Origin of the sequence: Micromonospora sp. LOL_015, from assembly GCF_048060275.1 — a bacterium.
Taxonomy (GTDB): domain Bacteria; phylum Actinomycetota; class Actinomycetes; order Mycobacteriales; family Micromonosporaceae; genus Micromonospora_E.
On sequence record NZ_JBHMIO010000127.1, the window covers coordinates 1 to 1,695 of the forward strand.

The following is a 1,695-nucleotide window of genomic DNA, read 5'->3' on the forward strand; positions in this document are numbered from 1 at the left end:
AGCCTCGATCCACCGACGCGGTTCGTCTTGAGCTCGGTTGAGTAGTTTCGGTATTGGGTGGTTTCGGGGCGTGGCTGGATCGCCGATTACGTGGTCGGCTTGCTCCGGGTGTTGTCGTTCGGGGGTTGGGGCGGGGGTTCGTGGCTTGTGGTCGGGCCGCCTGGTCGCGCGTCGGTGTTGCTGTGGTCAGCCGGGTCGTGCCTGGATGGTGGTGAACAGGTTGTCGAACGCGGCCTGCCAGGGCCAGTGCTCAGGTAGGTGCAGGTGGATGGTGCGGGCCCGGTGCGCGAGGCGGGCGGCGACGGTGATGATGCGGGTGCGGATGGTCGAGGTTCGGGCGGTGGTCCAGGTGCCGGCGGCGAGGTGCCCGGCGGCGCGGGTGAGGTTGTGGGCGATGGCGGTGCAGGTCAGCCAGGCGTCGTTTGCTGAGAATCGGCCGGATGGTAGGTGCGCGAGGGGTCCGGCGATCAGATCCGCGTTGATCTGCTCGATGACCGCGTGCTGGCGGTGCTGGGCTTCGGCCTGGACGAGGGTGTACGGGCTGTCGGTGAGTACCGCGTGGTACCGGTAGGCGGGCAGGAGCTCTTCCTGGCCGGGAGCCTGGGTGGGGTCGTCGCGGCGGACGCGGCGCACGATCAGCCGGGCGGTCACCTGCTGCCGGGTGCCGGCGAACGCGGTGTATTCGGTTTCGGCGATCTGCGCGTCGGAGATCCACCGCTGTTCTTCCTCGTCCCAGACGGCCTGCGGGTACCGGATGTCGATCCACTGGTCGTCGCCGATGCTGTCGCATGCGGTGCGGACCTTGGCGTCGATCCGGGCGGTGACGGAGAACCGCACCTTGTGGCGTCGGCAGGTGGCGATGACCGCCTTGGAGTAGAAGGCGGAGTCGGCCCGGACCACGATCTCGCCGGTCGCGCCGCAGGATCGGGCGGTGGTGATCGTTTCGGCGATCATGCTCGCGGCGCCGCGGCTGGAGCCGGCGTTCCCGGCGCGTAGCCGGGTGGCCGCGACGACGGGCGCGGACAGTGGTGTCGCCACCGTCGCGACCAGGGGGTTGTAGCCGCGTAGCCGCACGTTGTAGCCGCCGATCTTGGTGTGGCCGAACCCGATGCCTTGTTTCTGTTTGCCGTGGACCCGGCGCAGCATCGAGTCGATGTCCACGAAGGTCAGCACGTCCGCGCCGGCCAGGATCGGCACCCGTGCGGCGAGACCGATCAGGGTGTCACGGGCGGCGGCGTGCAACTGCCGGACATGGCCGTGGGTGAACGTGCGTAGGAACGAGCCGAGTGTCGACGGCGCGTACACGCCGCCGAACAGTGAGCGCATGCCGCCGTGTCGGGCGATGTCGAGGTCGTCGATGCTGTCTGCGCCCGCGAGCATCCCGGCCACGATCGTGGCGACCTTCCCGGCCGGGTTGGCACCTTTGTCGGTCGGCAGGCTGACCCGGTCTGCGACCGCGTCGTGCAGGCCGGCCTGCTCGGCGAGGCGCATCACCGGAACAAGGCCGGCGCACGACACCAGATTCGGATCGTCGAACGTCGCGCGCACCACCGGCGCGTCATAGCGTAATCTCACCTGCGAGGTGCCCTCTCGAACCGAACGATAGAAGCGTCAGAACTCCTATCCTTCCAGTTCAGAGGGCACTTTCTACATCCGGGGTCCTGCCGGTCCAACCTTCATCGGTGGATCGAGGCT

1 protein-coding gene is annotated in these 1,695 nt (G+C 68.4%); it reads right to left on the reverse strand.

Annotated features, from left to right (window positions below; all coding sequences use genetic code 11):
* Positions 1-186 precede the first annotated feature (186 nt).
* Positions 187-1,575: an IS1380 family transposase gene (locus tag ACFHWU_RS29065; protein WP_416592289.1), complete on the reverse strand. Its 1,389-nt coding sequence runs from the start codon at positions 1,573-1,575 to the stop codon at positions 187-189.
* Between the last annotated feature and the right edge of the window lie 120 nt (positions 1,576-1,695).